At 67.4% G+C, this 23,898-nt stretch carries 25 protein-coding genes; 5 read left to right on the top strand and 20 right to left on the bottom strand.

Annotated features, from left to right (window positions below):
• Nucleotides 1-2: 2 nt before the first annotated feature.
• The 3 genes from AC2EBU_RS13750 to AC2EBU_RS13740 form a co-directional block, all read right to left on the bottom strand.
• The gene (locus AC2EBU_RS13750) at nt 3-212 is read right to left on the bottom strand and encodes a DUF2788 domain-containing protein (protein ID WP_484611005.1); all 210 of its coding nucleotides are present in this window, start codon (nt 210-212) and stop codon (nt 3-5) included.
• On the bottom strand, nt 212-1,078 hold the full coding sequence (locus tag AC2EBU_RS13745; RefSeq protein ID WP_484611004.1) for a DUF2189 domain-containing protein: 867 nt from the start codon (nt 1,076-1,078) through the stop codon (nt 212-214). The genes AC2EBU_RS13750 and AC2EBU_RS13745 overlap by 1 nt, the downstream gene beginning before the upstream one ends.
• Nucleotides 1,079-1,174: 96 nt before the next feature.
• Nucleotides 1,175-1,726, bottom strand: a complete 552-nt coding sequence (locus AC2EBU_RS13740; RefSeq protein WP_484611003.1) for a Spy/CpxP family protein refolding chaperone — start codon at nt 1,724-1,726, stop codon at nt 1,175-1,177.
• A 176-nt stretch (nt 1,727-1,902) separates the two neighbouring features.
• On the opposite strand from AC2EBU_RS13740, the gene AC2EBU_RS13735 reads away from it, so the two are divergent.
• The gene (locus tag AC2EBU_RS13735) at nt 1,903-2,799 is read left to right on the top strand and encodes a recombination-associated protein RdgC (protein WP_484611002.1); all 897 of its coding nucleotides are present in this window, start codon (nt 1,903-1,905) and stop codon (nt 2,797-2,799) included.
• A 115-nt stretch (nt 2,800-2,914) separates the two neighbouring features.
• Here the strand turns inward: AC2EBU_RS13735 and AC2EBU_RS13730 are convergent, their stop codons facing one another.
• The 4 genes from AC2EBU_RS13730 to AC2EBU_RS13715 all read right to left on the bottom strand — a co-directional run bounded on the left by AC2EBU_RS13730 (nt 2,915) and on the right by AC2EBU_RS13715 (nt 4,530).
• The gene (locus AC2EBU_RS13730; protein WP_484611001.1) at nt 2,915-3,112 is read right to left on the bottom strand and encodes a YgaP family membrane protein; all 198 of its coding nucleotides are present in this window, start codon (nt 3,110-3,112) and stop codon (nt 2,915-2,917) included.
• 96 nt (nt 3,113-3,208) lie between these two features.
• Nucleotides 3,209-3,859, bottom strand: a complete 651-nt coding sequence (locus AC2EBU_RS13725; protein ID WP_484611000.1) for a Crp/Fnr family transcriptional regulator — start codon at nt 3,857-3,859, stop codon at nt 3,209-3,211.
• Nucleotides 3,860-3,914: 55 nt separating this feature from the next.
• A complete protein-coding gene (cueR, locus tag AC2EBU_RS13720; protein WP_484610999.1) occupies nt 3,915-4,349 on the bottom strand; it encodes a Cu(I)-responsive transcriptional regulator in 435 nt (144 codons plus the stop codon).
• Nucleotides 4,333-4,530, bottom strand: coding sequence for a heavy-metal-associated domain-containing protein (locus tag AC2EBU_RS13715; protein ID WP_484610998.1), 198 nt, complete (start codon nt 4,528-4,530; stop codon nt 4,333-4,335). The genes cueR and AC2EBU_RS13715 overlap by 17 nt, the downstream gene beginning before the upstream one ends.
• Before the next feature lie 140 nt (nt 4,531-4,670).
• Between AC2EBU_RS13715 and AC2EBU_RS13710 the strand changes: the two genes are divergently transcribed.
• From AC2EBU_RS13710 to AC2EBU_RS13700, 3 genes are all read left to right on the top strand, one after another.
• Nucleotides 4,671-6,968 (top strand): heavy metal translocating P-type ATPase, encoded by a 2,298-nt coding sequence (locus AC2EBU_RS13710; RefSeq protein WP_484610997.1) that lies wholly within the window; start codon nt 4,671-4,673, stop codon nt 6,966-6,968.
• Nucleotides 6,969-7,068: 100 nt separating this feature from the next.
• Nucleotides 7,069-7,656, top strand: coding sequence for a hemerythrin domain-containing protein (locus AC2EBU_RS13705; protein WP_484610996.1), 588 nt, complete (start codon nt 7,069-7,071; stop codon nt 7,654-7,656).
• A gap of 94 nt (nt 7,657-7,750) precedes the next feature.
• Nucleotides 7,751-8,983, top strand: a complete 1,233-nt coding sequence (locus AC2EBU_RS13700) for an acyltransferase family protein (RefSeq protein ID WP_484610995.1) — start codon at nt 7,751-7,753, stop codon at nt 8,981-8,983.
• Between the two features lie 3 nt (nt 8,984-8,986).
• Here AC2EBU_RS13700 and AC2EBU_RS13695 read toward each other — a convergent pair whose 3' ends face one another.
• Nucleotides 8,987-10,093: an alkene reductase gene (locus AC2EBU_RS13695; RefSeq protein WP_484610994.1), complete on the bottom strand. Its 1,107-nt coding sequence runs from the start codon at nt 10,091-10,093 to the stop codon at nt 8,987-8,989.
• A 69-nt stretch (nt 10,094-10,162) separates the two neighbouring features.
• Between AC2EBU_RS13695 and AC2EBU_RS13690 the strand changes: the two genes are divergently transcribed.
• Nucleotides 10,163-11,386: a YbfB/YjiJ family MFS transporter gene (locus tag AC2EBU_RS13690; protein ID WP_484610993.1), complete on the top strand. Its 1,224-nt coding sequence runs from the start codon at nt 10,163-10,165 to the stop codon at nt 11,384-11,386.
• Nucleotides 11,387-11,518: 132 nt separating this feature from the next.
• On the opposite strand, the gene AC2EBU_RS13685 is transcribed toward AC2EBU_RS13690, so the two are convergent.
• The 12 genes from AC2EBU_RS13685 to AC2EBU_RS13630 all read right to left on the bottom strand — a co-directional run bounded on the left by AC2EBU_RS13685 (nt 11,519) and on the right by AC2EBU_RS13630 (nt 23,763).
• Nucleotides 11,519-11,806 carry a YkgJ family cysteine cluster protein gene (locus AC2EBU_RS13685; protein ID WP_484610992.1) on the bottom strand — a complete coding sequence of 96 codons (288 nt, stop codon included), beginning with the start codon at nt 11,804-11,806 and terminating at the stop codon, nt 11,519-11,521.
• A 77-nt stretch (nt 11,807-11,883) separates the two neighbouring features.
• Complete coding sequence (locus tag AC2EBU_RS13680; protein ID WP_484610991.1) at nt 11,884-12,489, bottom strand: NADPH-dependent FMN reductase; 606 nt, start codon at nt 12,487-12,489, stop codon at nt 11,884-11,886.
• A gap of 25 nt (nt 12,490-12,514) precedes the next feature.
• The gene (locus AC2EBU_RS13675) at nt 12,515-13,816 is read right to left on the bottom strand and encodes a Glu/Leu/Phe/Val family dehydrogenase (RefSeq protein ID WP_484610990.1); all 1,302 of its coding nucleotides are present in this window, start codon (nt 13,814-13,816) and stop codon (nt 12,515-12,517) included.
• Nucleotides 13,817-13,957: 141 nt separating this feature from the next.
• On the bottom strand, nt 13,958-14,548 hold the full coding sequence (locus tag AC2EBU_RS13670; RefSeq protein ID WP_484610989.1) for a response regulator transcription factor: 591 nt from the start codon (nt 14,546-14,548) through the stop codon (nt 13,958-13,960).
• On the bottom strand, nt 14,545-16,482 hold the full coding sequence (locus tag AC2EBU_RS13665; protein ID WP_484610988.1) for a sensor histidine kinase: 1,938 nt from the start codon (nt 16,480-16,482) through the stop codon (nt 14,545-14,547). Before AC2EBU_RS13665 ends, AC2EBU_RS13670 begins: the two co-directional genes overlap by 4 nt.
• A complete protein-coding gene (locus AC2EBU_RS13660; RefSeq protein WP_484610987.1) occupies nt 16,479-17,597 on the bottom strand; it encodes a 4Fe-4S binding protein in 1,119 nt (372 codons plus the stop codon). Before AC2EBU_RS13660 ends, AC2EBU_RS13665 begins: the two co-directional genes overlap by 4 nt.
• A gap of 93 nt (nt 17,598-17,690) precedes the next feature.
• Entirely contained in the window at nt 17,691-18,425 is a 735-nt protein-coding gene (locus AC2EBU_RS13655; RefSeq protein ID WP_484610986.1) for a TorD/DmsD family molecular chaperone, read from the bottom strand.
• Entirely contained in the window at nt 18,422-19,114 is a 693-nt protein-coding gene (locus AC2EBU_RS13650; protein ID WP_484610985.1) for a 4Fe-4S dicluster domain-containing protein, read from the bottom strand. Before AC2EBU_RS13650 ends, AC2EBU_RS13655 begins: the two co-directional genes overlap by 4 nt.
• A 15-nt stretch (nt 19,115-19,129) precedes the next feature.
• Nucleotides 19,130-21,751, bottom strand: coding sequence for a molybdopterin-dependent oxidoreductase (locus AC2EBU_RS13645; RefSeq protein WP_484610984.1), 2,622 nt, complete (start codon nt 21,749-21,751; stop codon nt 19,130-19,132).
• Nucleotides 21,748-22,599 (bottom strand): hypothetical protein, encoded by an 852-nt coding sequence (locus AC2EBU_RS13640; RefSeq protein ID WP_484610983.1) that lies wholly within the window; start codon nt 22,597-22,599, stop codon nt 21,748-21,750. Before AC2EBU_RS13640 ends, AC2EBU_RS13645 begins: the two co-directional genes overlap by 4 nt.
• A 100-nt stretch (nt 22,600-22,699) precedes the next feature.
• The gene (locus AC2EBU_RS13635; protein ID WP_484610982.1) at nt 22,700-23,281 is read right to left on the bottom strand and encodes a hypothetical protein; all 582 of its coding nucleotides are present in this window, start codon (nt 23,279-23,281) and stop codon (nt 22,700-22,702) included.
• 155 nt (nt 23,282-23,436) lie between these two features.
• Nucleotides 23,437-23,763, bottom strand: coding sequence for a hypothetical protein (locus AC2EBU_RS13630; protein WP_484610981.1), 327 nt, complete (start codon nt 23,761-23,763; stop codon nt 23,437-23,439).
• Nucleotides 23,764-23,898 lie beyond the last annotated feature (135 nt).

Below are 23,898 nucleotides of genomic sequence, written 5' to 3'. Positions count from 1 at the left end.
CGTCATTTTTCCAGATACCACTGAATCAGGTATTTGGCGACAAAACCAAGCATGCCGAAAGCAAGGGCAAGGAACAGCACAAACGTGCCGAACTTGCCCGCCTTGGACTCCCACGCCAGTTGCCCGATGATGAAAATCATGTAGAGCATGAAGGCGCCGACCCCGAAGGTCAGGCCAAACGTGGCAATCTGCTCCTCGGTGAAGCCGAACATCAGGGCGCCACCTCCGGGGGCAGCCGCTCAGGCAGGCGCGTGGTGTCGAGCAGGTCGCGGTAGGCATGCCAGCTGGCGTGACCCAGCACCGGCAGAATCACGATCAGGCCCAGCATGGCGGTTGCCATGCCCACGGCCGTGAGCACCATGATCAGTGCCGCCCACAGCGCCAGCGGAACCGGATTGGTCAGCACCGCCTGCCAGCTGGCCAGCACGGCCTGCAGCACATTGACCCGCCGGTCGAGCAGCAAAGGCATGGCAACGACGCTGGAGGCAAACAGCGGCGCGGCCATCAGTCCGCCCATGGTCAGCCACAGTTCGAACAGGTAGTGTCCGGGCGCCAGCACCACATGGCGCAGGAAGTCGGCGGGTGTCTGGACCGGGGCTGGGGCCAGCAGCGTGATCAGTGCGGCCGATGTCAGCACCCAGCCGGTGGCGGCCAGACCCAGCAGCAGTCCGAAACGTACCAGTGACCAATAGCCGCCGTTGACGGCGTAGCGCGAATACTGCCAGCGCATCCAGGTCTTGAGGATGAGGTCCAGATCGGCCGGTTCACCCCGTTCAATGGCCCGGCTGAGCGCGTAGAAGCTGGTGGCCAGCACCGGCGCGACGACCAGGAAACCCGAAATGGAGCCGGCCAGCAACCAGAAGCGGTTGTGGGCCAGGGCAACCAGCGCCAGGCCGATCAGTGCGAGGACCAGGCCGTGCAAGAGACTCAGGCCGGCGCAGCGGCGCAGGTCGGCAAAACCGCGCACCAGCCAGCCGAGCGGCTGCAAGACCCCGATGACCCGCGCCGCCGGCAAGGCCAGCGGCTCGTCAGGCGGAGGAGGTTCGTAGGGCGGAAGGGGCGGGAGTGCGGTAGCCATGGCAAACAATAGCACGCGCAAGCATAGTCAGCCCGCCCCCGCCGGGGATTGACCTGGGTCAATCCCGAACCTGTCCGGTTTGCTTGCCGCCGCTGCTCAGCCGCGAGGGCCGTGGTGGTTGCCATGGTGGCCGCCACCGTGCGGACGGGCGTGTCCTTGCATGGCGTGCCGGGCGGACTCATCAAAAGTCTTTTTCTGATCGGCGCTCAGTGTGGCGTAGAAGGATTTCACCACCTCGGTGCGCTTTTTCAGTTCGGCCTGGCGATCGGCCAGCTGGGCCTGCATGCGATCCATGCGCTCCGGGGTGCTCAACGTGGCCATGTCGCCGGGTCTGAGTGGCATCCGGGGGGCTGGCTTCATGCCGTCTTCGAAGCTTTTCCAGGCCGCTTCCTGCTCGGGGCTGAGTTTCAGGCGGGACTTGAGCACGGCCATGCGGGCAATGTGGCGCTCGGCCCGGTGCTGCTGCATCGCCGCCGGGTTGTGGTGTTCGGCCATCATGCCCGGACCCATGCCGTGCATGCGAGCCGGGCCGGGAGGCGTCGTCTGCGGCCCGGGCGGGGACCCCGCTGGCGACTGGGCGAAGGCGCCCAGAGCCGCGACGGTCAGTGCGGTGGCGGCGAGGCCGCGCTGGATCAAGGTCAGTTTCATACAGGTCCTTTCTGTCAGTGAGATCGGTTCAGATCAATCCGGGTGTCCGGATGCTGGCAGTGTGTGCCGTCCTCGCAAAGGGGTTATGTCGCCTTGGCAAGGGTTTGTAAAGAGGGCCCGTTCACGGCTGTGCAGAATAGGCGCCCTTTCATCTCTTCCCGGATCGGTCTTCTTCTGTGTTCAAGAATCTCATCGTCTACCGTATTGCCCCGTCGTGGGACGCCTCATTGACTGCGCTGGAGCAGGCGCTGGCCACACGCCGTTTTGTGCCCTGTGGACCCGGACAGGAGCAGGCCCTGGGCTGGGTGGAGCCGCGCGGCGAGGCCCATGGCCCGCTGGCGGAGTCGGTCGGGGGTCAGTGGGTGCTGCGGCTGATGTCCGAAACGCGGGTCCTGCCGGCTTCGGTGGTGAACCGCGCCGCCCAGGAGCAGGCGGCGCAGATCGAGGCGACGACCGGTCGCAAGGTCGGTCGCAAGGAGTTGCGTGACCTCAAGGAGCAGGCCCGGCAGGCCTTGCTGCCGCAGGCGTTCACCCGCCAGAGCTCGGCCTGGGTCTGGATCGACCCCCTGGCGCGGCGGCTGGTGATCGACAGCGCCAGCCAAAGCCGGGCCGATGGCGTGGTGACCGAGCTGGTGCGGGCGATCGACGGGATGGGGCTGGAACTGCTGCCGACCGCGCAGACCCCGGCGGGTTGCATGGCCGCCTGGCTGGCCGATGGGGAACCTCCGGCGGGGTTTGCCATCGACCGCGAGTGTGAACTCAAGGCCACCGATGGCAGCCAGGCCGTGGTGCGGTATGCCCGCCACCCGCTGGACACCGATGAAGTTCGACAGCACATCGCCCAGGGCAAACAGCCGACGCGACTGGCGCTGACCTGGGGTGGCCGGGTCAGTCTGGTGCTGACCGAAGGCCTGCAGATCAAGAAGCTGGCTTTTCTGGAAGGTGTGTTTGCCGGGCGGGAGGCCCAGGCCGAAGAAGGTTTCGACACCGACGTGGCGATTGCCACCGGCGAGCTGCGTCAGCTCCTTCCCCAGCTGCTGGAAGCGCTGGGTGGCGAAAACCTTCCGGTGTGACGCGATTAATGCAAAAAATACCCGATACCCAGCGTAAAAACGTCGCTGATTGCTATGGTATCGGGAGCTTTATGGGCCGGCCGGACCCGGGCTTGCCCCGTCCGGCGCAGACCCTTTACTGCGACTGTTTGACCGAGCAGGTGTTCCAGCCAAAGAGGGCGTAGGGCGGGCACCAGCCGACCAGACCGGTGGCCAGCGGCACCACGCCGATCCAGCCCCAGACACCCACGGTACCGGTGGCAGCCAGAGCAATCAGTGCCAGGCCGGCAACGATGCGCACAGTGCGGTCGATGCCGCCAACGTTCTGTTTCATGGAAATCTCCTGATAAGGGGTTGTTGATGGAACGGATTACACCGGTCCGACCCCTTGCCCGTCTGTGACTTCGGTCACCGAGCGCTTTGGGTCCGATCAGCCGGGCAGATGCGCGGCCAGCACGCGCAGCGCGGCGCTGTCGCGGATATGGATATGTTCGCGCGCCAGTGCGACCCAGCCTTCGCGTTCAAAGCGGCGCAGCAAACGGGTGATGATTTCGCGCACCGTGCCCAGTTCATCGGCCAGTTGCTGATGGGTGATGGCCAGGTCCTGCCCGCGGCCGAGCAGGGCGGCCGCCAGACGCTGGTCCAGCCGGTGAAAGGCCACCGCGTCGATCAGGCCCGTCAGGTCGGCCATGCGTTCGGCAAACAGGCCCAGCACGTCGTTGCGAAAGGCGGGGCTTTCCAGCCAGCGGTCGAAAACCGGCGGTGGGATCAGCAGCAAGGTGGTCAACCGGGTCGCGACGCCGTGGGCCGACAAGGGCTGGCTGCGAAACAGACAGGCCGACGACACCAGGCACAGCTCGCCAGGCACCACCCGGTACAGCTCCAGCGAGCGGCCGTCACTGGAGTGGCGCGAGACCTTGACCTCGCCCTCCAGCACCAGCGGAAAACCCTGACAGGGCTGGGCCTCGTCGAACAGCACCGTGCCGGCGGGCACGGTCAAGGGACCGGCGGCCGGCCCCAGTGCCGTTACCGGCGGCTGTACGGTGGCCAGCGCGGGGTAAAAAGCCAGCGGGTCGGACATGGGCGCAGTGTACGGCCCGCCGGGTGTTTGCGCCGGTGGCAGCCGCCCGAGGGGCTCAGTGACAGCTGCCGCCGGCCAAGTCGTCCAGGATGGGGCAGTCCGGCCGGTGGTCGCCGTGGCAGTGTGTCAGCAGGGCCTGCAAGCTGCGCTGCATTCCCTGCAGCGCAGCAATGCGGTTTTCCAGATCGTCCAGGTGCTGCTGCGCGATGCGCTTGACGGCGGCGCTGGCGCGGCTGCGGTCGCGCCACAGTCCGACCAGTTCGGCAATTTCCGCCATGGAAAAGCCCAGATCGCGGCTGCGGCGGATGAAGCGCAGCGTGTGGATGTCGGCGGCGGTGTATTGGCGGTAGCCGCTGTCGGTGCGGCGCACCGGCCCCAGCAGCCCCAGCGACTCGTAGTGGCGCAGCATCTTGGCCGATACGCCGCTGCGCCGCGCCGCCTCGCTGATGGCCACCGGCGCGTCGGGCCGTGGTTCAGTCGGCGACGGCATAACCTTCTTCGGCGATCGCGCCGGCCAGCGTCTGGCGCGGCTGGGTGGATTCGACCACGACCCGGTTGGCGGTGCGGTCAATCTGGACCTGGGCCTGGGGGTCGACGGTGAGCAGCGCGCGGCGGACTGCCATTTCGCAATGGCCGCAGGTCATGCCGGTGACGGTAAAGGTCTGGTTCATGGGGAATCCTTTGACGTTTTGATGAGAAAAGCATAGCCTGAACCCTGCCATCCTGGGAAAGTCAAGTGGCCGTGGGGGCTCCTGGTCGGCGCCGACTGGCGCTTGACCTTCCCCCCGGGGCAGGCCCGACACTGCGCACCATGAACCCGCTTGTGACCGCTGACCCTTCTGATCCTGCGAGCCAGACCGATATCGGCATCGGCGGCATGACCTGCGCCGCCTGCTCTGCGCGGGTCGAGCGCGCGCTGCGCAAAGTGCCCGGTGTGGTGGATGCCCAGGTCAACCTGGCGACCGAATCGGCCCGTGTCACGTTTGCGCCGGGCGATCAGATGCCGGCGCGTTTGCGCCGGGCGGTACGGGACGCGGGCTACGAGCCCCGCGCGGCCGACGCCGCCCTGACCGCACCGGACGAGGCACCCTGGGCCGGTTTTGGCCCGGTGGCCTTGGGCCTGGTGCTGTCGGCGCCCCTGGTGTTGCCCATGGTGGGCGACCTGTTCGGTCGCCACTGGATGCTGCCGGCCTGGCTGCAGTTTCTGCTGGCGACGCCGGTGCAGTTCGGGCTGGGCGCGCGTTTCTACCGAGCCGGCTGGGCGGCATTGCGGGCGGGCAGCGGCAATATGGATCTGCTGGTTTCGGTCGGTACCACCGCCGGCTGGCTGCTGTCAATGTGGCTGTGGCTGTCGGCCCCGCCCGACACCATGGTGCACCTGTACTTCGAAGGTTCCGCCGTGGTGATCACGCTGGTGCTGCTGGGCAAATGGCTGGAAGCGCGTGCCAGGCGCCAGACCACAGCGGCGATCCGGGCGCTGCATGCCCTGCGCCCGGAGTTGGCCCATCTGGTGCGCGGGCGTTGGAGCGCTGTGCAGGGGGCTGCCGCCAGCGGGGGTGCCGGTCAGACCGAGGCCTTTGTCGCCGAAACCACCGATGTGCCGGTATCCGAAGTGCTGGTGGGCGACCACTTGCTCGTACGCCCCGGCGAGCGCTTTCCGGTCGATGGCACGGTGCTGGACGGGCAGACGCAGGTGGACGAATCGCTGTTGACCGGCGAGCCCTTGCCCGTGCCGCGCGGACCGGGCGAGCGGGTGACCGGCGGCGCGATCAATGGCGATGGCCGGGTGCTGATGACGGTCACCGCGGTGGGCAGCGAGACGGTGCTGGCGCGCATCATCCGGCTGGTGGAGGACGCGCAGGCGGCCAAGGCGCCGATCCAGCGCCTGGTGGACCAGGTGGCGGCGGTGTTTGTGCCGGTGGTGCTGGCCGTGGCGGCGCTGACATGGGGCGGCTGGCTGTGGAGCGGCGCCGCCGTCGAGACGGCCGTGATCCACGCGGTGGCGGTGCTGGTGATCGCCTGTCCTTGCGCGCTGGGACTGGCCACGCCGACCGCCATCATGGCCGGCACCGGGGTGGCGGCGCGCCACGGCATCCTGATTCGCGATGTGCAGGCGCTGGAGTTGGCGCACCGGGTGGACACGGTGGCTTTTGACAAGACCGGCACGCTGACCGAGGGCCGACCGGTGCTCGGTGACCTGCGCGCCACCTCGGAGGGTGATGAAGCCGGCATGTTGGCCCGGGCGGCCGCCATCGGCCAAGGCAGCGAGCACCCGCTGGCGCGCGCGGTGGTGGCGGCGGCCGTTGCGCGCGGACTGGCGCCGCTGGCGGCCGATGGGGTGCGCGCCGTGCCCGGTTGTGGCACCGAGGGGCAGGTGGCCGGGCGGATGCTGCGGGTGGGCAGCCTGCGCTGGATGAACGCGCTCGGCGCAGCGCCCGGCCCCTGGTCCGACTGGGCGGCCGCCTGGCAAGAGCAGGGTGCCACGGTGGCGCTGGTGGCCGAGCAACAAGCCCAGGGCCTGGTCGTGCAGGGGGTGCTGGCCTTCGGTGACGAACCCAAACCCCATGCGGCAGCGGCACTGGGGTTGCTGCGCAAACGGGGCTTGCGGCTGGTGATGGTCTCGGGCGACAACCGCGGCGCCGCAGAGGCCATGGGACGCCGACTGGGCTTGCGGCCCGAAAACGGCGAAGTTGTGGCCGGCGTTTTGCCGGGCGACAAGGTGGCCACCGTGGCGGCCCTGCGGGCGGGCTCACACATCGTCGCCATGGTGGGTGACGGGGTCAATGACGCCCCGGCGCTGGCGGCGGCCGATGTGGGCATGGCGATGGGCAACGGCACCGACGTGGCCATGCAGGCGGCCGGCATCACGCTGATGCGGGGAGATCCGGCCCTGGTGGCCGCTGCGCTGGACATTTCGGCCCGCACGGTGGCCAAGATCCGCCAGAACCTGTTCTGGGCGTTTTTCTACAACGTCGCGGGTATTCCTCTGGCGGCGCTGGGTTACCTGAATCCGGTGCTGGCGGGCGCGGCCATGGCGCTGAGCTCGGTCAGTGTCGTGAGCAATGCGCTGTTGCTGCGGCGTTGGCGACCGGCGGCATCGGCGTCCTGACGATTTCTTGACTTGCGTCATGGCGCCAGGCGGCCGGCCCCGGCATGCTTGCGGCTGTGATCGCCCCTGCGGGGCGACTGGAAAAGAACCGGAGTCCGCCATGAATGCCCCCCATACCAGCTTGCAGATCATTCGCGATGAGCATTCGTCGCTGGCTGCCATGCTCCAGTCGATGCGCATGATGGTTGCCCGCGGGCCGGTCGATGACGCGCGCAATTTCTTCGACGTTTTGCGGGCGATGCTTTTCTACATTGACGAGTTTCCCGAGCGGCTGCACCACCCCAAAGAGTCCAATCTGTTGTTCCCCCGGGTTGCCAAGGCGGTGCCGTCGGTCATGGGCGCCATCGACCGTCTGGAACGCGACCACATGAGCGGCGAAAAAATGGTGCGGGAGGTCCAGCATCTGCTGCTCGCCTGGGAGTTGCTGGGCGAGAGCCGCCGGCAGGTGTTTGTGGACACCTTCAATCGCTACATCGACTTCTACCTGGAGCACATGCGGCTGGAAGAGACGGTCATCCTGCCGGAAGCGCAAAAACACTTCAGCGAACAGGACTGGCAGGAACTGGATGCGGCGTTCGAGAAAAACTGTGATCCTTTGACCGGCAAATATCCGCCTGACCCGGTCTACGACAAGCTGTTTACCCGCATCGTGATGAAAGCGCCTGCGCCGATCGGCCTGGGCGAGTGAATCGGGCGGGCCGCCCCGGGTGGGGGCTGCCGGGGTTTCGGGCGGGCGGCGCAAATGACCGCCACCTAGAATCGGGGATTGTCATGAGCCGGCCATGGCGTCCAAAGAAAAAAACATCGATATCGAGTTCCTGCGCGCTGCGGCGCTGCTGATGATCCTGTTCCAGCATGCCGAGGTGCTGGTTTCCGGCAGTCACCAGCTGTACTGGAACATCCGTGACCATCTGAACCTGTGGGGCAGCGTCGACCTGTTCTTCTGTGTCTCGGGTTTCATCATCACGCGGGGGCTGATCCAGACCTTCCCGCCCGGTCCCGGTGAAGAACGCTACCTGATTTCCCGCCGCCTGGGCTGGAAGCACACCGCGTTCGCGTTCTGGGTGCGGCGCGCCTGGCGCCTGTGGCCAGCGGCCTGGCTGTGGATCATGCTGTCTCTGGCATGTGCGCTGTGGCTCAACCGCTCCGGGGTGTTCGGGGATGTCGGGCGCATGGCCCGTGACGGCCTGGCCGCGTTCGTCCACCTGGCCAATTTTCATTGGGCCGGTTGTTACCTGCAGGACCTGGCGACCTGCAACATGATGCCCGCGACACGGTTCGAGGCCCATTTGCCCACCGGCTGGAACCTGGCGGTCTACTGGTCCTTGTCGCTGGAGGAGCAGTTCTACTTCCTGGTGCCGCTGGTGCTGTTTTTCCTTCCCAAGCGTTGGGTCGCGGCGGCCATCGGCCTGAGTCTGGTGGGGCTGGGGCTGCTCAGCCGCGATCCGATGGGGGTGCTCTGGTTTGTTCGGGTGGACGCGATCCTGGTGGGGGTCGCCATAGGCTGGTACACCCACGAGCGGGATCGGCGCGCGGTGGTTTCCGGTCCGCCGGCGTGGTTGCGTCACCGGTGGCTGATTCACCTGCTGACCATCGCCTTGCTGCTGGCGATCGGCTGGCTGGGTGCGGGGGATCGGGGGGGGCGCCCAGGCACCATCAGCGCCATCGCCTTGTGCAGCGGCGCCCTGGTGTGGATCGCCAGCTTTGACCGCGATGCACTGGTTCCCTCCCAGGCGCTGGCCCGTGCCTTTTTTGTCTGGGTGGGCAAACGCTCGTACTGCATCTATCTGGCGCACATGGTGGTTTTTTTCGTCACCATCGAGCTGTGGTACCGGGCCGGCGGAGTCCACACGACCCGGCAGTGGGTGGCCTTTTTTCTCACCCCTGTGGTGATCCTGCCATTGCTGGCGGAAGCAACGGCCCGCTGGGTCGAAACCCCGCTGCGCCGGCACGGGCATGAGCGGGCCAAGGTCTGGCTGCTGCCCCCTGCGCCGGCCACGGGGGCGAAGCGCTAGGGATCAGCCCCGCACCGGGTAGTCGGTGTAGCCGGCGGCGCCGCCGCCGTAGAAGGTCTTGCGGTCCGGGGTGTTGAAGGGGCCGCCGGCGCGCAGGCGGGCCACCAGATCCGGGTTGGCGATGAAGGGGCGGCCGAAGGCGACCAGGTCGGCGCCGCCGTCCAGCGCCTGCTGGGCCAGGTCGCGGTCCAGCCCGTTGTTGACCATCCAGGCGCCGGTGCCGCCCGCAGCGCGCCAGGCGCTGCGCAGCGCGGTGTAGTCAAACGGCGCCGGGCCTTGCTGGAAGTCGCGCGCGGCGCCGGTGGAGCCTTCGATCACGTGCACATAGGCCAGGCCCAGCGGGCCGAGCCCGCGGACCACGTGTTCGAACAGCGGCTGCGGGTCGGCGTCGGCCGCGTCGTTGGCGGGGGTGACGGGCGAGAGGCGGATGCCGGTGCGGCCGCCGCCGATCTCGTCCACCACGGCGCGGGTCACCTCCAGCAGGAAGCGGGCGCGGTTTTCGATGCTGCCGCCCCAGGCGTCGGTGCGCTGGTTGCTGCCGCTGCGCAGGAACTGGTCGGGCAGGTAGCCGTTGGCGCCGTGGATCTCCACCCCGTCAAAGCCGGCGCGAATGGCATTGGCCGCGGCGCGGCGGTAGTCGGCGACGATGCCCGGGATTTCGGCACTGTCCAGCGCGCGGGGGGCCGAGGTGTCGACAAAGGTGGGCAGACCGTCGCGGATCAGCACGGTTTTGGTCCGCGCCGTGAGGGCGGACGGGGCGACCGGCGCCTGGCCGCCGGGTTGCAGGTCCACATGCGAGACCCGCCCCACATGCCACAGCTGCACCACGATGCGCCCGCCCGCGGCGTGGACGGCGTCGGTGACGGTTTTCCAGGCGGCCACCTGTTCGTCGCTCCACAGGCCGGGCACGTCGGCGTAGCCCTGGGCGGTGGGGCTGATGGCGGTGGCCTCGGTGATCAGCAGGCCGGCGCTGGCGCGCTGGGCGTAGTAGGTGGCCATCAGTGCGGTGGGCAGCGCCCCCGGGGCGCGGTTGCGGGTGAGCGGGGCCATGACGATGCGGTTGGCCAGGTGCAGGTCGCCGGCTTGGGCGGGGTCGAACAGGGTGGGCATGGAGGATCGAGGTCAGGGGTTGCGGGCGTGACGCACGCCGCGGGGGCGTGCGGTGACAATGAGCCTGTCATGTTGGCGCCCGATTCCCGTTCTCAAGTCAGCCCGCTGTCGCTTCTGGGACTGGCGGCAGCCTTGTCGCTGGGCGCGGCGGTGTCGCTGGGCATCACCCGGTTTGCCTACGGCTTGCTGTTGCCGCCGATGCGCGCCGACCTGGGCTGGAGCTACACGCTGGCCGGCGCCATGAACACCGCCAATGCCGCCGGTTACTTGCTGGGTGCGCTGGCCACGCCGGCGCTGCTGCGGCGCTGGGGCGCGGCGCGGGTGCTGCTGGCCGGCTCGGCGGCGGCGACGCTGTTCATGGCGGCCAGCGGGTTTTTCACCGCGGCGGCGCCGCTGCTGGTGCAGCGCCTGCTGGCGGGTGTGGCCAGTGCCGGGGTGTTTGTGGCCGGCGGGCTGCTGGCGGCGCGGCTGGGGGCGCTGGCGCCGGGGCGCTCGGGCCTGCTGCTGGGCTTGTATTACGGCGGCACCGGCTGGGGCATTGTGCTGTCGGCGCTGGGGGTGCCGGCCACGCTGCGGGCCGCGCACGGGGTGGCGCATGGCTGGAGCTGGGCCTGGTGGGGGCTGGCGGCGGCCTGCGCGCTGGCCACGGCCGCCATGGCCTGGCCGGTGCTGCGGCTGGAGCGGCTGACCGCGGGTCCGTCCGGCGCCACGGGCCCGGCGGGGGCTGCACCGGCCCCGACGCCGCTGCGCTGGCGGCCGATGGCGGCGGCGCTGGCGGGCTACACCCTGTTTGGCGTGGGCTACATCGGCTACATGACGTTTGTGATCGCGCTGCTGCGCGAACAAGGCGTCGGCACGGCGGCGGTGACCGGCTTTTACGCGCTGCTGGGGCTGGCGGTGGTGGCGTCGTCGCGGCTGTGGGCCGGGCTGCTCGACCGGGCGCGGGGCGGGCAGGCGCTGGCGCGGCTCAACGGTCTGCTGGGCCTGGCCACGGTGCTGCCGGCGCTGAGTGCCTGGGCCCCGGTGGTGCTGGCCTCGGGCCTGCTGTTCGGGGCGGTGTTTTTGTCGGTGGTGGCGTCGACCACCGCGTTTGTGCGGCACCACCTGCCGGCGGCGCAGTGGCCGGCCGGCATCAGCGCGTTCACCATCGTGTTCGCCGCCGGGCAGATCGTCGGGCCCACCGTGGTGGGCTGGATTGCCGACGGCCCGGGCGGACTGGCCCGGGGACTGGTGTTTTCAGCCGCGGCGCTGTGGCTGGGGGCGTTGGTGGCGGGGCGACAGAAGCCGCTGTGAGCTCCGCAGCATCCTGATGGGCGCTTCTGCCTCGATTTTCAATGTATTAGGCCGAAACCCAGCGATTTTCCGTCATTGTTTGCTATGGAAAGTGATGGCTCGGGTGATCTGGCGTCGCGGCGGTACCGACAGCTATCGGGGCTGGGTCAGGAGTTCGAGTTGCGCCAGATAGTGCAGCGCATGGCGGCCGCCATCGCCGGCGGGGCCACACATGAGCGGCGAGGGTTGCAGCCCGGCGCAGAACGCCGGCCGCTCGGGTCGGCCGAACAGGCGGCAGCGGTGCGCATCGTCGAGCTGCACACAGCGCACCCCGGCCGGTTTGCCACCGGGCATGCCGGGGATGGGGCTGGTGATTGACGGCGCAATGCAGCAGGCGCCGCAACCGGGGTGGCAAGAGGCGCCTGTAACTTCAATAAGCATAGCAAATAGTGACCATTTGATGCTGGGTAAGGTCAGTTTTTGCCCAAAAGGCGCAGGTCCGGACGGTTTTGCGCCGGTCAGGGCGCGGCGTGGGGTTCGCCGATGCGGCGCGCTGCCCACAGCACCTGGTCGACCACAGCGCGCAATCCCGCGCGGTTGGCCTCGTTGCCCAGCTGGCCGTCCGGGTCAAAGCCTTCTTCGGCCTTGATCAGTGCGAACTGCCGGGGTGCGACCCAGGCTCCCAGGTTCATCAGCAGGGGCAGCAGGTGGCTTTGGGCGCGGATGCCCCCCAGCGCGCCAGGCGATGCGCTGACGATGCCGGCCACCTTGCCGGCGAAGGGCTTGCGGCCGTCTTTCCACTCGGGGTGGTGGGCGATGGGGCGCGAGGCCCAGTCGATGGCGTTCTTGAGCACCGGCGGGTAGCTGCCGTTGTACTCGGGGGTGGCGATGATCCAGGCTTCGTGGGTGTAGAGCAGTTCCTTGAGGCGCACGACGGCTACCGGCACGGCCTGGGCTTCCAGGTCGCCGTCGTACAGCGGCAGCGCCAGGTCGGCCAGGTGGAGTTCGGTAACCTCGGCGCCGTCGGCCCGCGCGATGCGGGCGGCGGCGGCGGCGAGTTTGCGGTTCCAGGAGCCGGCGCGGGTGCTGCCGGCGAATACGAGGGCTTTGACAGGGGCTTTCATGGCCCCATTGTGCCCCCTCGCGGTTTCAGGGATACAGGCCGCGCATTTCGCGGGCGTGCAGGATCCGGGTGCAGGCGACGATGAAGGTGGCCGTACGCAGGCTGACCCCTTTGTCTTGCGCGACCTGCCAGACGGCGGTGAACGCTTCTTTCATGACCCGGACCAGACGCTGGTTGATTTCGTCTTCGGTCCAGAAGAAGCTGGAGAAATCCTGCACCCACTCGAAATAGCTCACGGTGACGCCGCCGGCATTGGCAATGACGTCGGGCAGGACCAGGATGTTGCGTTCCTGCAGGATGTCGTCGGCCTCCGGGGTGGTCGGGCCGTTGGCGCCTTCGATCACCATGCGGGCCTGGATTTTGGGTGCGTTGGCGGCGGTGATCTGGCCTTCCAGCGCCGCAGGAATCAGGATGTCGCAGGGAATGGACCAGAACTCGCCGGCGTCCAGCACCTCCGCGCCGGCAAAACCGGCAACGCTGCCGGTGCGGGCGACATGGTCGAGCAGCGCGGGCACGTCCATGCCGCGGTCGTTGACCAGGCTGCCGCCGTGGTCCTGAACCGCGACCACCCGGGCCCCGGCCTCGGCAAACAGCTTGCCGGCGATGCCGCCGACATTGCCGAAGCCCTGGATGGCGATGCGGGCGCCCTCAATGGGCATGCCGATGCGCTGCGCCGCTTCGACACCGACGGTGAACACGCCCCGGCCGGTGGCTTCGCGCCGGCCCAGCGAGCCGCCCAGGTCGACCGGCTTGCCGGTGACGACACCGGTGGCGGTTTCGCCGACGTTCATGGAATAGGTGTCCATCATCCAGGCCATGACCTGGGCGTTGGTGTTGACGTCGGGTGCGGGGATGTCTTTGGTCGGGCCGATGATCAGACCGATTTCGCTGGTGTAGCGGCGTGTCAGGCGCTCCAGTTCACCCAGGGACAAGGTTTTCGGGTTGACACGAATGCCGCCTTTGGCGCCGCCGTAGGGGACGTTGACCGCCGCGTTCTTGATCGACATCCAGGCCGACAGCGCCATCACTTCGGACAGCGTGACGTCCTGGTGGAAGCGCACGCCGCCTTTGCCCGGGCCGCGGCTGGTGTTGTGCTGCACCCGGTACCCTTCGAAATGGGCGACGGTGCCGTCGTCCAGGTGGATGGGTACGTCGACGATCAGCGCGCGTTTGGGTCGCTTGAGGGTTTCAACCCAGCGCGACAGGTGGCCCAGGTACGGCGTGACGCGGTCAACCTGCTGCAGGTAGATGCCCCAGGGGCCAAGGTGGTGGGGGTCCAGGTAGGAAGGCAGCGCGTGGTTGATGAGGGGGGTTGCAGCTTGTGGCATGCGGAATTCCGGGTCGGAGTGGATGACGGGCGAACTGTAGGCCGCGGCGGGCGATCTTGTCCAAGGCCGGAAGTTTCATCACCCATGCAAAAAGCGCATGACGTAGCCGCCGCGCGATCGCGGCCGTGCGGGTGCGGACGATCAGGTCTCGTTGTCCTGACGCAAGCCGTGCCGGTCGAGCATGCGGTAGGCGGTCCGCTCGGACACCCCCAGTGCTTCGGCGACCTTGCGGCGGTTGCCGGCGTATTTGCGCAGCAGGCGTTGCAGGTATTCGCGTTCAATGGTGTCCAGCGTCGGCTCGCCGGTCAGCACCAGGGCTTCGGCCCGGGCCCTTTGCTCGCGGGCACGCTGCAGCGCCTGCGCGACCACACGCTCCAGCGCTTCCAGGTCGACCGGCTTGACCAGGTAGTCGGCCGCGCCCAGGCGCATGGCTTCGACGGCCTGGGCGACATTGCCGTAGGCGGTGAGCATGACCACCGGGCGGTCGGCGGCGGTCTCGGTCAGCGGCACCCAGCCGGCACTGTCGGGCAGCTTCATGTCCAGCAGCACCAGATCGGGCTGCAGGCGGGGCAGCCGCTCGCGGGCTTCGGCCCAGGAATGCGCGCTGCCGACGTCGTAGCCGGCTTTGGCGAGCTGGCGTACCAGCAGGCGGTTGAGGACCGGGTCGTCTTCCACCACCAGGACGGTGGCGCGCTCGGGGGCAGCGGTGGACAGCGGGGCGGACTCGCTCATGGTTCGGGCGCGGTGGCGGTGGGCGGGGCGGTGCGCAGGGTCAGCGTGAAGGTGGTGCCGGCGCCGGCCTCGCTGCGCACGCTGATGTCGCCGCCGAAGTGATCCATCAGACTCTTGCAGATGGCCAGCCCCAGGCCCATGCCAGACTGGCCGTCGGCGCGGCGGCTGAAGAAGGGCAGAAATATGCGCGGCAGGTCCGCATCGGGGATGCCGGTGCCGGTGTCGCGCACGCTGAGCACCTGATGACGCCCGTCAGCCGACTCCACGCGTCGGATATGGATTTCACCACCTTCGGGCATGGCGTGCAGCGCGTTGTGTACCAGGTTGACCAGCACCTGGCGCAGACCCGCGTGGTCGGCCAGCACCTGCACGGTGGCAGGTGCCAACTCGACATGGGTTGTCACTCGCCGCTGGCGGCATTCTTCCCGCAGCAGGGCCAGCACATCGTCGACCGCGGGGGCCAGAGGGACCGGGCTGGGCTGGTCGCCCGGCGGGTGGCTCATCCGCATCAGGCGATCGGTGGCCAGGACGGCGCGGTCGATCTGGTCGTCAACCAGTTCGAGGTAGTCGACCAGTTCTTCTCGGGTGATGGTGTCGGTCTGCAGCCCGCGCAAGCTCGCTTGCAGTGCCAGGCGAATCGAGGCCAGCGGGTTGTGAATTTCGTGGGCCACGCCGTTGGCCAACAGGCCGATGGTGGCCAGGCGCTGTTCCTGCGAGAAACGGATCGAGCGGTCCAGGGGACGCATGACTTCGACGACGCCGGGCAGGCCATCCACCGGCAGGGGCGCCGCCTCGATTTCAACGGGGATGTCGGTGCCGTCGGCGTGGCGCAAGGTCATGACCGTGCGCAGGGACCGGGGCGGGTTGGCGCCGGTGAGTTCGGCCAGGGGGCAGTGCACCAGCGTGGCGGGGCAGGGCTGGTCCAGCGCCCGGCCGATCCGATGGCAGCAAGCGCCGGCAACCCGATCACGCGGCTGCCCGATGATCTGGCGGTAGGCGTGGTTGGCCAGGCGGATTCGGTGATCGGCCCCGATGACCAGCACCGGATCGGGCAGGGCATCGATCAGTTGTTGCAGGAAAGCCTGCTGGGACCGCAGACGGCCCATGCTGTGGTCCAGCCGTTCGGCCATCGTATCGAAATGGCGGCCGACCCGGGCAAATTCGTCCTGCCCGCTCAGGGCGGCGCGGGCCTGGGTGTCGCCGGCAGCAAGGCGGTCGGCGGCCCCGGTCAGCGCGGCCAGGGGCCGGGTGATCAGGCGCGTCAGGGTCCAGGCCATCAGCAGACCGAAAAGCGTCAGGGCGCCGAGCCCGACCAGCAGCAGGGCGGGCGTCTGACCCTGTGGTGGGCTCAGGGTGTGCTCGGGCTGGAATTCGATGAGCAGCACCCCGTTGAAGGGCTGCGCACTGGCCGGGCCGTGGCATGCGGCACACCGCGCCTGATTGGCGATCGGGTAGGCCAGTTGCAATGCCGGGCCGCTCGTGCCGGGCCGCCACTGAATCTGGGCCGTGGCCTGGCCAGGACAGGCTGCGGAAAGGCACAGGCCGGCCAGTCGATCGGTGTGGGTGGTGGCGAGCCAGGCCGGATCGGACGCAAACCGGACCTCGCCACGGATGTCGAGCAGGCCGGCCCGGGCGACTCCGGGAGCGTCCCCCAGCGTTTGCAGCAGGTGGCCCAGACCGGCAAGGTCGCGCTGCAGCATGGCGTTGTGCAGGCTGGCTTCAAACAGGGTGGCCAGACGGCGCGCGTCGTTTTCCTGGGCGTGGCGCACCGACTGCCGGCCGATGCTCACCGCCGTCAGGGTCAGGAGCGCGCCCGACACCAGCAGAGCGACCAGCAGGCCGGCCAGCAGGCGGTTGCGGGTGCTGCCAAGCAGCCAGGCCAGGCCCGGTCCGGGCCCGGGCGGGTTAGGGGCGGTTGGTCCCGGGCGGTTCATGGGTAGGGCCGGGTTTGCACCACGCGGTCAGCCCGGGGCAGCCTGCCGCGCTGACAGGCGGGGCAACGCCCCGCGACTTCAGTGGGGGAGTGCGGCGTGGTTCGATGGGGTGTCAGGAAGCGGACGCGGCACGACGGGCAGTCGCGACTGTGCAGCCGCACGCGCTGGGGCGGGCCCGGCCGGGGGGTGCCCGGGCCGTGCAGCGTCAGGGCGTGGCTGTCGCACAGGTCGATGCACAGGCCGCAACCGGTGCAGCGGTTCATTTCCATTGTCCAGTCCTGGTCTGCGCTGTTCGTCGTTCCGTCGGTGTGCTGCGGGGGGTGCAGGCAAAAAGCCTCGGCGGGGCAGATGGACTGGCACGCCATGCAGGCGGTACAGCGGTTCGGGTCGACGGCGACCCACCACAGGGGGGCTGGCGCTTGCGTCGATTCTGCGGGCTGCAACTGGCGCACCAGCCGGGTGCGGCCGCTGGTGTGTGGGGTCGGGCCGGCGACGAGGCTGGGTCCGCCAGGGGAGGAGGATGGCACCACCGCGCCGAAGAAGCGGCGGCGCCCGGGGTCCGGCTGGTCGGTCTGGCGGGCCAGAGCCTGCCACTGGGTGGCGGTGGTGGCCTGCCAGCGGGGGAGCTGCTGCCCGTGCAAGGCGGCGTGCCCGGACAGCTGCTGCCAGCGATGCGCGAGGTCGGCCTGCGGGTTGCGCGGACCACGTTCGCATCGGGAGCAGTCGCCGGTGGCGACGCGCAGGACCTCGGCGCGGTGGCGGGTGCTCCATTCCATCAGCAGGTCGGGGCTGAGGCCGTGCACGCAGCGGACCCGGCCGGTAGTCTGCGATGCGCCGGGTGCACGGTCAGGCAGGCCTGCGTGCTCACAGGCCAGGAGCAGGGCGCGCGGGCGGGTGTCCGCCACGGCCGGCAAAGGGGCGGGCAGGGCAAGGGCTTCCAACGGGCAGGCGGCGACACATTGGCCACAGTCGTCACAGGCGTCGGTGTCGAAGCCCAGGCCGTCCGGGTGCAGCTGCCAGGCGTTGTGCGGGCAGGCATCGACGCAGGCGCGGCAACGCGAGTCGGCGATACGCTGGTGGGCGCATCGTTCGGCGTCAACGGTCAATTGCGGCATGGATTTTTCAGCGCTCACGCAGGAAATACGGGCTCACGGATCGTAGCCGGCGCGGGCACGGCGGTCGAGGGTGCCGCCCGGTCCGAAGGAGGGTCAGCGCCCGCAACCGGGCGTGCTGCTGGCGGCCGGCTCGGTCGTGACGCCCGGCATCGGGGCCACCCTCGGCAGCCACTGGCGGCATTGCTCGCAGCAAGCGAGTGTGAGCATCGCCAGCGCGGCGTAGAAGGGGGTGGCGGCACGCTGGCCGACACGCTGCGCAAAGTCCGGCAACCAGGCCATCAGGTGCTGGGCAAGGAAACGGGCGGCTTCGCGTTGTTCGCCGCGTTCGAGCAACAAGGCGACAAACTGGAGCTCGTGCGAGATATGGTCGTCGGCGAGCTTGCGCCAGTCGAGTACCTGCATGCCGTGGCGCCGGTAGAACTCGCGCACTGCAAAGGTAGGCCCTTGCATGACCAGGTGGTCTTCGTCGAGCCAGACGGACTCGAACGGCGCGGCCCGCAGGCCATGGGTGAGGTAGATTGCGGCGAAGTCGGCGGCCAGTTCATCACCGCTGGACGCTGGCAAGCTGCCGTCGCCGCGCCCGGCCAGCGCCGCGAGAGCGGCATCCATGGCCTGGCGCGCCGGCTGCTCTGGCGGCGAAAGGCACAGGGTGTCGGGGAAGCCATGCTCGTACAAGGCCACCAGCATGGCCGGGCTGCGTTCGGCTTCGTGCAGCCAGGCCAGGGCCCGCAGGTCTTCGGCCGCCAGCGCGGTCCAGCCTTCGGGGGGGGCGCCGGAGTTGCCGTGCGTCGGCTCGTCCGGGGCGTCGGACAGGACCCCGGCGCTCATGACTGGACCTTGCCTTTCGGATGGGCAATGAACACGATGGACGGATTGGTCAGTTCGGGGTTGGCCATATGCTGGACCTGGCGCACCGGCTGGTCTCCTTTGACCATGGCCTTGGTCGGGTACGTGCCTTTGCGCAACTGGTCGATCGGGCCGATGTCGAGCACGCGCATCATGCAGGCCGACACGCAGTAGGGCTTGCGACCGGCTTCCAGCTCGTCGATGCACAGGTTGCATTTCTTGACCGTGTTGTCGACCGGATCGTACTGGGGTGCGCCGTACGGGCAGGTGCCCTCACAGCGACGGCAACCAATGCACAGCGTCGAGTCGATATCCACGACGCCGTTGTCGGTGCGTTTCCAGATCGCGCCGGTCGGACAGGCCGGCAGGCAGGCCGGTTCCGCGCAATGGTTGCACGACATGTTCACCTTGTAGGCGAACACATCGGGGTAGCTGCCGCCTTCGACGTACATCACGCGGCGAAAGCGTGGACCGGGGCCGAGCCCGTTTTTGTCCTTGCAGGCGATTTCGCAGGCCCGGCAGCCGATGCAATCCATGTTGTTGTGGATGAAACCGAGCTGTTTCTCCGGCACCACGGGTTCGTAGGTCGTGGCATCGCGCACCTTCTGGGCGTCGCGGACACGGACTTTCTCGGCATTGCCGAGCTTCCTGATCACGATTTTTTCGGTCATGGCAAGCCTCTGTCCTTACATGTCACGCCGGAAGACGTGGGAGCGTGCAATTGCCAGCTGATCCCAGCCGGGCCGATGGGTCAGGGTGCTCTTGGCCATCTGGACCATCGCGTTGTTGTACGCAAAGGCGCCGGCCGGACTGGGTTCGTCCAGGGTCAGGAAGTCGGGGTTGCCGCCCCGGTCAACGCCGTCCTTGTCCAGATCCATCCAGGCGCCTTCGTGCAGAACGAGTACGCCGGGCATCAGCCGCTCGGTGACATAGGCCGGGATCACACATTTGCCGCGGTCGTTCCAGACCTCCACCGTGTCGCCGGTCTTGATGCCCAGTTTGGCGGCGTCAGAGGCATTGATGGTGACCTCTTGTTCGTAGGTCTCGCGCAGCCACGGAATATTGTTGAAGATCGAATGGGTGCGCCAGCGGGGATGCGGGCTGATGAGGTGGAACGGATACTTTTTTGCAATCGGGTGATTCAGCGATTCGAACGGCTCGATCCATTTCGGCAGGTAGGGAATTTCGTAGCCAAACTGGGTTTTTGTCCAGTCTTTGATGCCGGCGAGGTAGGTCGAGAGGATTTCAATCTTGCCCGATGCGGTTTCGAACGGCACACCTTGGGTCACCTGTTCGCGGAAGGCGACATGAGGCTCTTTCAGGACGAACTTGTAGGTGCCGTGCTTCTTGAATGCCTCCCATGACATCGTGACGTGCTGGTGCTTTTTGACGCTGTTGTTCCACCAGTGGGAGAGGTAGGCCTCATCGACGGCATCCGGATTCTGGAAGTAGCTGCGGTCGGCGCGCGGGTTGTAGCGCTTGCCCAGATCCTTCAGGGTCGGATCCAGCGCTTCCAGGCGGTAGCACAACTCGGTGAAGACCTGGAAATCGGTCTTGGATTCGCCCAGGGGTTCGATCACCTTGGGACGGTGAATGTAATAGTGGCCCTTGTACCAGGGCAGGGCGACATCGTGCCGCTCGAAATGGGTGGCGATCGGCAGCAGCACGTCGGCCCAGATGCCCGAGGGCGTGATGGTGGAGTCCAGGCAGACCACCAGCTCCAGCTTCTCGATGGCCTTGATTTCCTTGTTGATGTTGGTCAGCTGGTTGAACCAGTCCGAGCCCTGCCAGAAGATGCCCTTGATGTTGGGGATGGTGCCGTCGAGGGCGTCATCGCGCGGCCACAGGCCGATTTCCTCGCGCTTGACGTTGGGGTAGTTCAGCACGCAGTGCGCCCAGCGGTCGGACTTGATCGAACCCCACCAGAGGTTGGCGTTTTCGTCGTAGGGGTAGGCCACACTTTCGGCATGCCAGGCTTTGCCCACGCCCTCGGCGCAGCCACCGAGCACACCGATGTTGCCGGTCATGGCCTGCAAGGCGGCCGCCATGCGGTTGTACTGCTCGCCGTAGGAGGCCCGACCGGGCGCCCAGGACGCCTTCAGTGCGGCCGGCTTGGTCTTGGCGTATTGGTCGGCCAGCTTGCGGATGTCCGCGGCCTTGACGCCACAGATCGGCTCGGCCCACTCGGGCGTCTTGGGCGTCTTGTCGTAGGTGCCCAGGATGTAGTCCTTGAAGTTTTCCTTGTCGGCCAGGTCCTGGGGCATCGTGCCCTTGTCCATGCCGAGGCAGAACTTGTCGATGAACTTCTGGTCCTGCAGGTTGTTGGTGAAGATGTGATGGGCCATCGCGGCCATCATGGCCGCGTCGGTGTTGGGCTTGATTGGAATCCACCAGGCGTCGTAGACCGCCGCCGAGTCGGTGTACTGCGGATCGACCAGCACGAACTTGCAGCCCCGCTGCTTGGCCATCCGCATGTAGTAGAAGGTGTTGCCGCCGTGGAAGGTGTAGGCGGGGTTCCAGCCCCACATGATGATCAGCTTGCTGTGGGCGAAGGTGTCGTCCTCATTGCCGTCCTGGATGGTGCCGAAGGTCATGCGGCTGGAGAAGGTCGTGGCCTGGTAGCTGGGCACCGACCAGGAATTGGTGCGGCAACCGAACATGCCGAGGAATCGGCCGAGCAGCCCCTCGATCTGGTCGGACTTGTGCAACACGCCGTAGGAGGCTCCGGCGTAACTCTGGTCGAGCAGGGCGGTCGGGCCATAGTGCTTCTTGAGTTCGACCATCTTCTTCGCGACGGTGTCCAAAGCCTCGTCCCAGGACACGCGCTTGAATTTGCCTTCGCCCCGTTTGCCCACGCGCACCATCGGGTACAGCAGCCTTTCGGGCGAATACAGGCGTGCGCGGTACGAGCGTCCGCGCAGGCAGGCGCGCAACTGTGGTTCCTCGAAGGTGTCCTTGCCATACGCGCCAGCGGCCTGGTACTCGCCGTTGTCGGTGGACAGGCGAACGATCACGTCACCTTTCTTGTGGGCCACCAGCACATGGCGCGAACCGCAGTTGTGGGCGCAGGACGTGACGACCGTGGTCAATTGGTCGTCGGTGTAGTAGGGTTCGTAGGCAAAGGCCGTGGCTTCGCGGACCGGAACCGATACGCCGGCCGTCACCAGTCCGGCCGCGCCGGCGGTGGCCCCCACAATCTTCAGGAAATCGCGGCGCCGGTAGGCCGCACCGTGGGGTGAAGCCGTGTCGTTGACGCCGGGAAAGCGCGGGTCGGTGGCGGGGTCGATGAGGGGAAGATCGCGGTTCATGGCTTGGATCCTTTGCTCATGGTGTCGGCGATAAAGCGGACATCCGAGGCTGTCGGGCGCCCCTTGGCCCAGTCCGGAATTTCTGCGGGCATGCCCTGCCAGGCGTGACGCGGATAGGGGAAATGGGTGCGATACCACGCGCGTCCACCGTGGCAGCCGAAACAGATGTCACCGTTTTTTGCGCCGGCCTCTTCGATCGCGCGGGCGTTCAGGTAGTTGACTTCATGCCGCGTGGTCCGGATGGCGGCGTGGCAGGTCAGGCAGTTGTTCTGAAAAACGGTCCTGGATTTCTCCCACGGCTCGGGCAGGCCCATGACCTGCCAGTTCAGCTTGCCATGGCAGCTCAGGCAGACCGCCTCGGGGTCGACCATCTTGCGCAGCGTCAGCTTGTCTTTCTGGTTGGTCGCCGAGGTCCCGGGGGCTTCATCGCGGGGGTCATTGCCCTGGTGGCAGGTGGTGCAGCGCATGGTCATGAGCTGCCTGGCCATTGCCGTGTCCAGGTGCCGCCGGTGCAAGGTGTCCTGCTCGCCTTGATAGGTGCTGGTCTGCTGGTACCAGGCCTTGGCTTCGGCCGAAGGCACGCCGGCGGGTGACTGTTTGGCGACGGACGGTTTCAGAACCTCCTGATGGCAAGCCAGGCACTGGGCGTCGGTGGCCTTGTCAATCGCCGGTTTGAAGTGAATCGGGTCGTAGCGGGCCGCCTGGTAGTCGGGTGTTTTCTGGCCTGAGGCGGCAGCGGCCTGATCGGGTTCTTTCCCGGAGTCACAGGCAATGAGTCCAAAGGCTGCTGCGCATATCAGCAAGGCCATGGGGATGGTTTTCAACCATGATTGCCAGCGGGTCTGCATGACCGATCTCCCGGTGAGTGGACGTGAAGTTTCAGGGGCGCGGCGGAAGACCGCGAAGAAAAAGGGCCGACCGCCGGTCGGCCCTTCGGGCTGCGAGAAATTACTTCTTGCCTTCCATGCCGGACATGCCTTTCTGGCCTTGCATGCCAGACATACCGGACATGCCGGACATACCCTTCTGGTCACCGGACATGCCGCTCATGCCCTTCTGGCCCTGCATGCCGGACATACCGGACATGCCGGACATGCCCTTCTGGTCACCGGACATGCCGCTCATGCCTTCTTGCTTGGCCTTCTTCTCTTTTTTGGCCTTCTCTTTCTTGCCTTCCATGCCGCTCATGCCGGACATGCCCTTCTGGCCTTGCATACCGGACATGCCGCTCATGCCAGACATGCCTTTCTGGTCACCGGACATGCCGGACATACCACTCATGCCTTTCTGGCCTTGCATGCCGGACATGCCGCTCATGCCAGACATGCCTTTCTGGTCACCGGACATGCCGGACATGCCGCTCATGCCTTTCTGGCCTTGCATGCCGGACATGCCGCTCATGCCAGACATGCCCTTCTGGTCGCCGGACATACCGGACATACCGCTCATGCCCGCTTGCTGGGCGTGTGCGGTTGCGGCCAGAGCGGCAGCAATGATGGTGAGGCCGAGTGCTTTGCGAATGGATTTCATAGCTTTTCCTTGATCAAGTTTGGTTTGCAAAAGTAATGGGGCAAATGCCCCCTGCTCGTCAGCAGTTCGTACCACCAGCGTTGTGCGCTGGTGGTTCGACGCGGTGGGGCCGGGCGGCGATGTTTTCCGCCTTGGGCCGAATGGGATAAGGTGTGTCATCGGGTGGCTGGTGTGGCTGCAGCGGGTGCGCTGCTGTGCCATCCACGCGGGTCATAGGGTGGGGTCATGCCGGGGTGACGCATCGGCACCCACCAGTTGCCGGTTCCGACGATGTGGGTCACGTTGCCGGGTGGAGTGCCTTCGACACCTTTCAGATACCGTGCCATCTGTTCGCTGGTGGGTGGCGAGTCGGCCTTGACCGGTGCGCCAGCCGGGCGTTGGTCCGGAACCAGTCCGGCAACGAACCCGGGCGCTGCGAACGCCACCGTGGACCCCAGCAGGACGGCTGCGATGGATGCCCGGGTGGCCGGTAGTCGGAACATGTCTTAATCCTTTTGGTGATATGGTTATTCTGTGTATGGGCCGGCGTGTCTTCGCGCCGGAGATTGCATCCTTTTGATCTGGGTCAACCTGAATGGGCGTTTGCCCCGGTAGCCGGGGGGCGGTCGGGACAAGGC

The organism is Curvibacter sp. T50 (assembly GCF_057219955.1).
The sequence above is the reverse complement of the archived record's forward strand: the minus strand, read 5'-3'. Positions and strand labels throughout refer to the sequence as shown.

Bases quoted from the DNA above. Each gene is read 5' to 3' on its own strand.
- AC2EBU_RS13680 (WP_484610991.1), bottom strand. From the start codon at position 12,489: ATGAAAGCCCCTGTCAAAGCCCTCGTATTCGCCGGCAGCACCCGCGCC.
- AC2EBU_RS13665 (WP_484610988.1), bottom strand. From the start codon at position 16,482: ATGAACCGCCCGGGACCAACCGCCCCTAACCCGCCCGGGCCCGGACCG.
- AC2EBU_RS13690 (WP_484610993.1), top strand. From the start codon at position 10,163: ATGTTGGCGCCCGATTCCCGTTCTCAAGTCAGCCCGCTGTCGCTTCTG.
- AC2EBU_RS13635 (WP_484610982.1), bottom strand. From the start codon at position 23,281: ATGAAATCCATTCGCAAAGCACTCGGCCTCACCATCATTGCTGCCGCT.
- AC2EBU_RS13710 (WP_484610997.1), top strand. From the start codon at position 4,671: ATGAACCCGCTTGTGACCGCTGACCCTTCTGATCCTGCGAGCCAGACC.
- AC2EBU_RS13740 (WP_484611003.1), bottom strand. From the start codon at position 1,726: ATGAAACTGACCTTGATCCAGCGCGGCCTCGCCGCCACCGCACTGACC.
- AC2EBU_RS13730 (WP_484611001.1), bottom strand. From the start codon at position 3,112: ATGAAACAGAACGTTGGCGGCATCGACCGCACTGTGCGCATCGTTGCC.
- AC2EBU_RS13715 (WP_484610998.1), bottom strand. From the start codon at position 4,530: ATGAACCAGACCTTTACCGTCACCGGCATGACCTGCGGCCATTGCGAA.
- AC2EBU_RS13700 (WP_484610995.1), top strand. From the start codon at position 7,751: ATGGCGTCCAAAGAAAAAAACATCGATATCGAGTTCCTGCGCGCTGCG.
- AC2EBU_RS13745 (WP_484611004.1), bottom strand. From the start codon at position 1,078: ATGGCTACCGCACTCCCGCCCCTTCCGCCCTACGAACCTCCTCCGCCT.
- AC2EBU_RS13645 (WP_484610984.1), bottom strand. From the start codon at position 21,751: ATGAACCGCGATCTTCCCCTCATCGACCCCGCCACCGACCCGCGCTTT.
- AC2EBU_RS13650 (WP_484610985.1), bottom strand. From the start codon at position 19,114: ATGACCGAAAAAATCGTGATCAGGAAGCTCGGCAATGCCGAGAAAGTC.
- AC2EBU_RS13660 (WP_484610987.1), bottom strand. From the start codon at position 17,597: ATGCCGCAATTGACCGTTGACGCCGAACGATGCGCCCACCAGCGTATC.
- AC2EBU_RS13685 (WP_484610992.1), bottom strand. From the start codon at position 11,806: ATGCTTATTGAAGTTACAGGCGCCTCTTGCCACCCCGGTTGCGGCGCC.
- AC2EBU_RS13695 (WP_484610994.1), bottom strand. From the start codon at position 10,093: ATGCCCACCCTGTTCGACCCCGCCCAAGCCGGCGACCTGCACCTGGCC.
- AC2EBU_RS13630 (WP_484610981.1), bottom strand. From the start codon at position 23,763: ATGTTCCGACTACCGGCCACCCGGGCATCCATCGCAGCCGTCCTGCTG.
- AC2EBU_RS13670 (WP_484610989.1), bottom strand. From the start codon at position 14,548: ATGAGCGAGTCCGCCCCGCTGTCCACCGCTGCCCCCGAGCGCGCCACC.
- AC2EBU_RS13705 (WP_484610996.1), top strand. From the start codon at position 7,069: ATGAATGCCCCCCATACCAGCTTGCAGATCATTCGCGATGAGCATTCG.
- AC2EBU_RS13655 (WP_484610986.1), bottom strand. From the start codon at position 18,425: ATGAGCGCCGGGGTCCTGTCCGACGCCCCGGACGAGCCGACGCACGGC.
- cueR (WP_484610999.1), bottom strand. From the start codon at position 4,349: ATGCCGTCGCCGACTGAACCACGGCCCGACGCGCCGGTGGCCATCAGC.
- AC2EBU_RS13725 (WP_484611000.1), bottom strand. From the start codon at position 3,859: ATGTCCGACCCGCTGGCTTTTTACCCCGCGCTGGCCACCGTACAGCCG.
- AC2EBU_RS13675 (WP_484610990.1), bottom strand. From the start codon at position 13,816: ATGCCACAAGCTGCAACCCCCCTCATCAACCACGCGCTGCCTTCCTAC.
- AC2EBU_RS13640 (WP_484610983.1), bottom strand. From the start codon at position 22,599: ATGCAGACCCGCTGGCAATCATGGTTGAAAACCATCCCCATGGCCTTG.
- AC2EBU_RS13750 (WP_484611005.1), bottom strand. From the start codon at position 212: ATGTTCGGCTTCACCGAGGAGCAGATTGCCACGTTTGGCCTGACCTTC.